This window comes from Streptomyces sp. bgisy159 (genome assembly GCF_965341775.1).
In the GTDB taxonomy this organism is placed as follows: domain Bacteria; phylum Actinomycetota; class Actinomycetes; order Streptomycetales; family Streptomycetaceae; genus Streptomyces.
The window spans coordinates 1-9808 of record NZ_CBDQZH010000082.1 but is presented as its reverse complement, the minus strand read 5'-3'; the positions used below and the strand labels follow the sequence as shown (position 1 = coordinate 9808).

Here is a 9808-nt window from a genome sequence, read left to right as displayed (position 1 = left end):
GGCGGTACTGACCGCGCACCCCGCGGTCGGCGGCGCGGTCGTCGTGGTCCGAGAGGACCGCGCCGACGACCAACGGCTGGTCGGGTACGTCGTACCGGCCGGCGGAAGCGACCCGTGCGCCTTCGACACCGAGGCCCTCACGGAATCGGTGCGCGAGCGCCTGCCCGACTACATGGTCCCCTCCGCGATCGTCCCGCTGGCCTCGTTCCCGGCGACACCGAGCGGGAAGCTCGACCGCGGCGCCCTCCCCGCGCCCGGCCCCACCGAGGCCCCGGTGGGCCGAGGACCGCGCACCCCCGACGAGGAAGTCCTCTGCCGGCTCTTCGCCGACCTGCTCGGCGTGGACGAGATCGGCGTCGACGCCGACTTCTTCGACCAGGGCGGGCACTCACTGCTGGCCACCCGGCTGGTCGGCCGTATCCGTGCCGAGTTCGACGTCGACGTGAAGGTCACGACGGTGTTCCGCAATCCGACCGTCGCCCAGCTGGCGGACCGGATCCGGAAGCAGACCCGGTCGAGCCGTCCCCGACTGCGCCAGATGACCGTAGAGGAGAACCGTCGATGATCCCGTTGTCCTTCGCCCAGCGCCGGCTGTGGTTCCTGCACCGGCTGGAGGGGCCGTCCGCGACCTACAACATCCCGTTCGTGCTGCGCCTCCAGGGCCCGCTGGACACCGCGGTGCTGGCCGCGGCGGTGACGGACGTCGTCACCCGCCACGAAAGCCTGCGCACCCTGATCGTCGAGCACGCCGACGGCACGCCCGAACAGCGGATCCTGCCCCCGGAGGAGGCCGACGTCCCCTTCCGGGTCGCCGACGTCGCAGCGGACGCGACGGACGACGCCCTGCGCGAGGCCGTGCGTACGGGATTCCGCCTGGACGCCGAACCGCCCCTGCGCGTCACCGTCCTGCGCGTCTCCCCCGAGGACCACGTGCTGGTCTTCGTCTTCCACCACATCGCCGCCGACGGCGCGTCGATGGCGCCCTTCCTGCGGGACCTGGTCACCGCGTTCACCGCGCGTCGCCGGCACGCGGCGCCCGACTGGGCGCCGCTCGCGGTGCAGTACAAGGACTACACGCTCTGGCAGCGGCAGATGCTGGGCGAGGCCGACGACCCCACCAGCGTCGTCGCCGAACAACTCGCCTACTGGCACAAGGAACTGGACGGCGTACCCCAGCCGGTGCAGCTGCCGCTGGACCGGCCCCGGCCGACGGCGGCCGACCACCGCGGCGGCCACGTCGACATCGCGCTCGACGCGGACCTGCTCGCCGGGATCAGGAAGGTGGCCGCCGACCGGGGAGCCACGGCCCCGATGGTCGCCCAGGCCGCACTCGCCGTCCTCCTGCACCACCTCGGCGCCGGGAACGACCTGACCATCGGCAGTCCCATCGAGGGGCGTGCCGACGAGCAACTGGAGGACCTGGTCGGGTTCTTCGCCAACACCTGGGTGCTGCGCGCCGACCTGTCGGGCAACCCCGCCTTCGCCGACCTGCTGGACCAGGTACGCGATCGCGCCCTCGCCGCCTACGACCACCAGGACGTCCCCTTCGAGCACCTGGTGGAACTGCTCGACCCGGACCGCACCACCGCCTACCAGCCCCTGTTCCAGGTGATGCTGGCCTGGCAGTTCGCCTGGTCCGGAATCGAGCTGCCGGACCTGCGGGTCACCCCCGTCCCGGTGGGCACGGGCACCGCCAAGTTCGACCTGTTCTTCAACATCGTCCCCGACCCCTCCGGGGGCGCCCGAGGACGCCTGGAGTACGCGACGCACCTGTTCGACCACGCCACCGCCGAGAGCCTCGTCGAGCGCTACGTACGGGTGCTGCGGCAGGTCGTCGGCGATCCCGGGACCCGGCTCGGCGCGACGGACGTGCTCACCGACGCCGAACGGGAACAACTGACCCGCCCGGCAGGGCCGCGGGAGCCGGAGCGGCTCCCGACGCTGCCGGAACTGGTCGCCGCCCAGGCCGCACGGACCCCCGACGCCACCGCGGTGGTCCACGGCCGCACCGCGCTGACCTACCGGGAACTGGAGGCCCGCGCCGGCCGGCTGGCCGCCCTCCTGCGGGACGGCGGGGTCGGCCCGGACGTGCTGGTGGCCGTCGCGCTGCCCCGCACCGCGGACCTGGTGGTCGCCCTCCTCGGCGTGCTCAAGGCGGGCGGCGCCTACCTGCCCGTCGACCCGGACTACCCCGCCGGCCGCGTCACCCTGCTGCTCGACGCCGCCCGGCCCGCACTGGTGCTGACCGACCGCGCCACCGAGGCGACCGTGGCGGGCTGCCTGCCACCGGTTCTGCACCTCGACGACCTGGACCTCGACGAGCCGGACCCCGACGGCGCGGCGCCCGCGGCCCCGGACGTCCGCCTCTCACCCGACCACCTCGCCTACGTGATGTTCACGTCCGGATCGACCGGGACGCCCAAGGGCGTCGGGGTCACGCACGCCTGCGTCGTGCGCGGCGTGGCGGACCTGCGCCGGGTGACCGGGGTCGAGGAGGGCTCCCGGATGCTCGCCGCGACCTCCGTGAACTTCGACGTCTCCGTGTTCGAGACGTTCACGGCGCTCACCACCGGGGCGTGCGTCGACCTCGTCGAGGACGTGCTCGAACTCGGGTCGCGCGACGGCTGGTCGGGCACCACCGTCAGCGCCGTCCCGGCGGTGTTCTCCGCCCTGCTCGACCAGGTCGCCGCCGACGGCGTCACCCTGCGCGCGGACACCGTCGTCTTCGCCGGGGAGGCCCTCTCCGCCGACCTGGCGCACCGTGTGCGCGACGCCCTGCCCGGGGTCCGCGTCGTCAACGCCTACGGCCAGACAGAGAGCTTCTACGCCTCCACCCACACCGTCCCGCCGCGGTCGGCCGCGAGCGGCGCGGTACCGGTCGGCCGCCCCCTCGCCCACATGCGCGCCTACGTCCTGGGCCCGGAACTGACCCCCGTCCCGGCCGGGGTGACCGGCGAACTGTACGTCGCCGGACTGCTCGCCCGCGGCTACCACCGCGCCGGCGCGGCCACCGCCGAGCGGTTCGTCGCCTGCCCCTTCGGACCCGCCGGAGCGCGCATGTACCGCACCGGCGACCTCGCCCGGTGGGACCGCGACGGCAATCTGCACTACGCGGGGCGCGCCGACACCCAGGTCAAGGTGAACGGCATCAGGGTCGAGCCGACCGAGGTCGAGACCGTGCTCGCCCGGCACCCCGCGGTCGCCCGCGCCGTGGTGACGGCCCACGAGGACCCCACCGGCGCGAAACGGCTCGTCGGATACGTGACCCCGGCGGCGGCCGCCACCCGGGACGGCGACGAGCGGACCGGCTCCGCCTTCCCGGTGGCCGACCTGCGCCGGTACGCGGCCCGGCGGCTGCCGGACTACATGGTCCCCGCCCACCTCGTGGTCCTGGACGAACTCCCCCTGACCGCCAACGGCAAGACCGACCGGGCCGCCCTGCCCGAGCCTGAGTTCGGCGGCGGCGAGTACCGGGCCCCGCGCACCGCCACCGAACAGGTCCTGGCAGAGGTCTACGCCGACGTGCTCGGCGTCCGGCGCGTCGGCCTGGACGACGACTTCTTCACCACCGGCGGAGACAGCATCCGCTCCATCCAGGTCGTCGCCCGGGCCCGGGCGCGCGGCGTCACGGTCAGCACCCGGGAGGTCTTCGAGCACCGCACGGTGGCCCGCCTGGCCGAACTGGTCGCAGAACGCGGCGACGAGGACCGGGTGGTCCTGGCCGAACTGCCGGGCGGCGGGGTCGGACCGGCCCCGCTGCCGCCGGCGGCGGCCCACGTGCTGGCCCTCGGCGGCCGCATCGGCCGCTTCTGCATGTCCGCGCTCCTGACCCTGCCCCCGGACATCGACCGCGCCGGACTGCTCGCGACCGTCCGGGCGGTCCTGGACCGCCACGACGTCCTGCGTTCCCGGCTCGACCGGGAGCGGCCCGGCCTGCTGATCGGTCCCGCCGGCAGCGTGGACGCCGACGCTCTGGTACGGGAGGCGCCCTACGACCCGGCCGGGGTGCAGGCCGAGCTGGACGCCACCGCCGACCGGCTGGACCCGGACGCGGGCGTGATGGCGCAGTTCGTGCACCTCACCTCCGCCACCGGCGACGACCGGCTGCTGATCGTCCTGCACCACCTGGTCGTCGACGGCGTCTCGTGGCGGATCCTGCTGCCCGACCTGGTGGCCGCCTGGCAGGCCGTCCGGGACGGCCGTGCCCTGCCGCCGGCCCCGGCGGGAACCTCCCTGCGCCGGTGGACGCACGCCCTGGCACAGGAGGCGGCCGCACCCGCACGGGTGGCCGAACTGCCCCGGTGGCAGGAGATCCTGCGCGCGGACGAACCCGTCCTCGGAGCCCGGGAGCTCGACCCCGCGCTCGATGTCGCCGGCACCGCGGACACGGTCCGCGTCCAGGTCCCGGCGCACGTCACACGGGCCCTGCTCGACACGCTGCCCGCGCTGTTCCGCGGCGGCCCCGACGACGGGCTGCTGACCGCCCTGGCCCTGGCCCTCGCCCACCGCCGGCGGACACGGTCCGGCGGCACGGCCGCACTGGTACGGCTGGAGGGGCACGGCAGGGAGGAACACCTGGTGCCCGGCGCGGACCTGTCCGGCACCGTCGGCTGGTTCACGGCGATGTACCCGGTGCGCCTCGACGTGACCGGCATCGACCTGGCGGACGCCTTCGCCGGCGGCCCGGCCGCCGGGCAGGCCGTCAAGGCCGTCAAGGAGCAGTTGCGCGGAGTGCCGGACAACGGCCTGGGCTACGGACTGCTGCGCCACCTCAACCCGCGCACCGCCGGCGAACTCGCCGGGCTGCGCGCACCGCAGATCGGCTTCAACTACCTGGGCCGGTCCTCCGCAGCGGACCTCCCCGAGGACCTGCGCGGCCTGGGCTGGGCCCCGGACACCACCCACCGGGACCTGATCGCCGCACCGGACCCGGACCTGCCGGTGCTGTCCGCGCTGGAGATCAACGTAGTCGCCACCGGCACCCCCGACGGTGACGAACTCACCGCCTACTTCGGCTTCCCCACGGGCGTGCTCACCCGGGACGAGGTGACCGAACTGGCCGGGCTGTGGGTCGAGGCCCTGTCCGCCCTGGCCCGGCACGTCACCCGACCCGGCGCCGGCGGACTGACCCCGAGCGACGCGCCCCTGGTCACCGTGGACCAGACGGAGATCGACGCCTGGGAGGCCCGCTACGGCCGGCTCACCGCGGTGTGGCCGACGACCCCGGCGCAGTCCGGGATCCTCTTCCAGGCGACCCTGGCCGGCGCCGCGTTCGACCCCTACCACATCCAGCTGGTGTTCCACCTGTCCGGAGAGGTCGACCCCGAGCGGATGCGCCGGGCCGGACAGGCCCTGCTGGACCGCCACCCCGGCCTGCGCGCGGCGTTCGCCGACCGCGCCGACGGCGACGCCGTGCAGGTGGTGCCCGCCGCGGTGACCCTGCCGTGGCGCCACCTCGACCTGACCGGTGCCGACGAGCCGGACCGCACCGAGGAGTTCGAGCGGTTCCTGGAGGAGGACCGCACCCGGTACTTCGACCCGGCCACCCCGCCGCTGCTGCGGCTGGCCCTCGCCGTCCTCGAACCCGGCCGGCCCGAACTCGTCCTGACCGCCCACCACGCGCTCTACGACGGCTGGTCCACCCCCTTGCTCATGCGGGACCTGCTGCTGCTCTACGCCTCCGACGGCGACCCCGGCGCGCTGCCCGCCACCCGCGACCCCGGGCACTTCCTCGGCTGGCTGGCACGGCAGGACCGGGACGCGGCGGCGCGGGCCTGGGCGGCCGAACTCGACGGCGTCGAGGAGCCGACCCTGCTCGCCGCCGACGCGGCCGGCGCCGACGACGGCGGCCGCGGCCAGGTCGACGTCGCCCTCACGGCCGAGGAGGCCCGCGCGCTGACCCGCCGCGCCACCGACCTCGGCGTCACCCTCAACACCCTGGTCCAGGGCGCCTGGGGGCTGCTGCTGGGACAGCTGACCGGCCGCCAGGACGTGGTCTTCGGCACCACCGTCTCCGGCCGGCCGCCCGCGGTGCCGGACGTCGAGTCGATGGTCGGCATGTTCATCAACACCGTCCCCGTACGCGTCACGTACGCGCCCGGGGACACGGTGGCCGCATTGCTCACCCGGCTGCAGCAGCGGCAGGCCGCGCTGGCCGAGCACCACTTCCACGGGCTCGCGGAGATCCAGCGAGCCACCGGCCTGCAGTCCCTGTTCGACACACTGTTCGTCTTCGAGTCGTACCCCGTGGACCGGGAGGGGCTGAGCGCCGCCACCGACGCCGCGGGCGGCATCTCCTACACGGGTCTGCGCCCGTCGGCGGGCAACCACTACCCGCTGTGCCTGCTGGCCGCGGCCGACCCGCACCCGCAGCTCACCTTCCAGTACGCGCCGCGCGTCTTCGACCGCGGCACGGTCGAGGCGTACGCGGCCCGCCTCGCCCGCGTGCTGCGGCAGCTGGCCGCCGACCCGGGGTTGCGGGTCGCGGGGATCGACACCCTGGAACCCGCCGAACGGGAGCGGGTCCTCGGCCCGCTCGCCGCCGAGGCCACCCCGCCTGCCCACGACACGATCACCGCGCGCGTCGAGGCGCAGGTGGCGCGGACCCCCGACGCGGTCGCCGTGCGGGCCGGCGCCGAGGCGCTGACCTACGCCGAACTGGACGCCCGCGCCGAGCGGCTTGCTGCCGGGCTCGCCGGGCGCGGGGTCGGCCCGGAGAGCGTGGTCGCCCTGGTCCTGCCGCGCACGGTGGACGCGGTGGTGGCCCTCCTGGGGGTGCTCAAGGCGGGAGGCGCCTATCTGCCCGTCGACCCCGCCTACGCCACCGCCCGCCTGCGGCACGTCCTGCCCGGAGCCCGCCCGGAGCTGATCCTGGCCGACGGCGCCACCCGCGCGCTCGTCCCGGACACCGACATCCCCGTGGTGCTGCTGGACGACCTCGCCGCCCCGGCCGCGACGCCGGGCACCGCCGCCCCGCGGCCCGCGGCCGGCCCCGACCACCTCGCCTACGTCGTGTACACCTCCGGCTCCACCGGCGTGCCCAAGGGCGTGTGCGTCACCCACAAGACCGTCGTCAACGCCGTGGACACGATGGTCGCGCAGGCCGGAGCCGCACACGGGGCACGGGTCCTGGTCGCCGCCTCGTTCGGCTTCGACGTCGCCACCTTCGAGACGTTCGCCGCGCTCACCACGGGCGGCAGCGCCGAGATCGTCCGCGACGTGCTGGAGCTGGCCGAACGGGACCACTGGGACGTCGACGTCGTCTGCTCGGTGCCGTCCGCCTTCGCCGAACTCGTCGACCAGCTCCCCGGCCGCATCACCCCCACGGCACTGAACATCTCCGGGGAGGTACTGACCCCGGCCCTGGCGGCGCGGGTGCGCTCCCTGTGGCCCGACGCACGCGTCATCAACAGCTACGGCCCCAGCGAGACCTTCTACGCCACCAGTCACCTCCTGGACCCCGGCGAGCGCTACCCCGCCGGGGTGCCCGTCGGCCGCCCCTTCCCCGGCGTGCGCGCCTACGTCCTGAGCCCCGCCCTCGCCCTGCTGCCCCCGGGCACACCGGGCGAGCTGTACCTGGCCGGCGCCGGGCGCGGCTACCACCGCCAGCCCGGCATGACCGCCGACCGCTTCGTCGCCGACCCCTACGGGCCGTCCGGGTCCCGCATGTACCGCACCGGCGACCTCGTCCGCCTCACCGAGGACGGGGAACTGCACCACCTGGGACGCATCGACACCCAGGTCAAGATCCGCGGCTACCGCATCGAACCGGGGGAGGTCGAAGCCGCCCTGACGACCCACCCGGGCGTCGCCCAGGCCGCCGTCGTGCCCCGGCAGGCCGGCGGCACCCGCTACCTGGCCGCCTACGTCGTCCCCGCCCCCGGCGGGAGCGCCCCGGACCACGCCGCACTGCAGCGCCACCTCGCGGAGCGGCTGCCGGACTACATGGTGCCCGCCGCGTACGTGCCGCTGGACCGGCTGCCTCTGTCGCCCAACGGGAAGCTCGACGCGAAGGCCCTGCCCGTCCCCGACCTCACGCCCACCACCGGCTTCCGGGCACCGCGCAGCGCCCGGGAGAAGGCGCTGGCCAGGCTGTTCGCCGAAGTGCTGGGCGTCGGCCGGGTCGGCGTCGACGACAACTTCTTCACGCTCGGCGGGCACTCCCTGCTCGCCACCCGGCTGATCAGCCGGGCGCGCGCCGAACTGGGGACCGAGATACCCATCCGCAAGATCTTCGACCTGCCGACCGTGTCCGCGCTCGCCGCCTGGTCCGAGGAGTCGGCCGTGCCCCTCCGCCCCCATCTCCGCCCGATGACCGTCGAGGAGTGAACCCGTGATTCCGCTGTCGTTCGCACAACGCCGCATGTGGCTGACGCACCAGATCGAGGCAGGGGCGGAGACCTACAACATCTCCCCGGCGTTCCGGCTGACCGGGCCGCTCGACCGGGACGCCCTCGCGGCGGCCGTCCGCGACGTGGTCGGCCGCCACGAGACCCTGCGCACCACCTACGTGACCGACGAGGACGACGAGCCCCACCAGCGGATCCTGGCGGCCGCGGACGCGCCGGTGCCGCTGCCGCTGGTCGACGTGAGCCCCGGGGAACTGCCCGGCGCGATCGACGAGGTCATCGCCCACCGCTTCGACCTGGCCGCCGAGATCCCCTTCCGGGCGCACCTGTTCCGCTGCTCGCCCGAGGAGCACGTCCTGGTGCTGGTCATCCACCACATCGCCTCCGACGGCGTCTCGGGAGGGCCGCTGGCACGTGACCTGACCGCCGCCTACACCGCCCGGCGCGAGGGCCGGCCGCCGCAGTGGGCTCCGCTGCCCGTGCAGTACAAGGACTACGCGCTCTGGCAGCGCGAGCTGCTCGGCGACGTGAACGACCCCGGCAGCCTGGCCGCCGCGCAGATCGACTACTGGCGCGCGGAACTGGCGGGCGTGCCGCAGCCGCTGAACCTGCCCCTGGACCGGCCCCGGCCCGCGGAGCGCAGCTCCCACGGCGAGGCGGTCGACGTGGTGGTGGAACCCGCGGTGGCGGCCGGCCTGCAGAAGCTGGCCGACGAGCGCGGCATGACCATGGCGATGGTGCTCCAGGCCGCGGTGGGAGTGCTGCTCGGCAAGCTCGGCGGCGGGGACGACGTGACGATCGGCGGCCCGATCGCCGGCCGGACCGACGAGGCGCTGGCCGACCTCGTCGGATTCTTCGTCAACACCCAGGTCCTGCGCGTGGACCTCTCCGGCAACCCCACCTTCGCCGATCTTCTCGCCCAGGTCCGGGACAAGGCACTGACCGCCTACGAGCACCAGGACGTGCCGTTCGAGACCCTGGTCGAGCAGATCAACCCCGAACGCTCCCTGGCCTACCAGCCGCTGTTCCAGGTGATGTTCGCCTGGCAGAACTTCGCCCGACAGGACTTCGAACTGCCGGGACTGACGGTCGAGTTCGAGCAGCACCTCACCCAGACCGCGCTGTCCGACCTGTTCTTCAGCATCGCGATGGACGAGACGGGCGGCCTGCGGGGCGACCTCCAGTACGCCACCCAGCTGTTCGACCGGGACACGGCCGAATCGATCGTCGCCCGGTTCGTCCGCGTGCTGGAACAGGTCTCCGCCGACCCGCACCTGCGGGTGGGTGCGGTGGAGGTGTTGTCGGTGGAGGAGCGTGAGTGGTTGGTGCGGGGGGTGAACGACACGGCGGTGGTGGTGGAGGAGGGGACGTTGCCGGGGGTGTTCGAGGAGCGGGTGCGGTGTGATCCGGATCGGGTGGCGGTGATCGCGGAGGGGGAGTCGTTGAGTTATGGGGAGTTC

The 9808-nt window shown here is 74.4% G+C and carries 3 protein-coding genes; all 3 read left to right on the top strand.

Features of this window, described 5'->3' with window-relative positions:
* A partial coding sequence (locus ACSLTV_RS35395; protein WP_432140070.1) for a phosphopantetheine-binding protein occupies window positions 1-565 on the top strand: 565 nt, incomplete at its 5' end.
* Window positions 562-8328: an amino acid adenylation domain-containing protein gene (locus ACSLTV_RS35390; protein ID WP_435613669.1), complete on the top strand. Its 7767-nt coding sequence runs from the start codon at window positions 562-564 to the stop codon at window positions 8326-8328. The genes ACSLTV_RS35395 and ACSLTV_RS35390, both read left to right, overlap by 4 nt.
* Window positions 8329-8332: 4 nt before the next feature.
* Window positions 8333-9808 (top strand): condensation domain-containing protein (locus tag ACSLTV_RS35385; RefSeq protein WP_435613668.1); only part of this gene is annotated, 1476 nt, incomplete at its 3' end.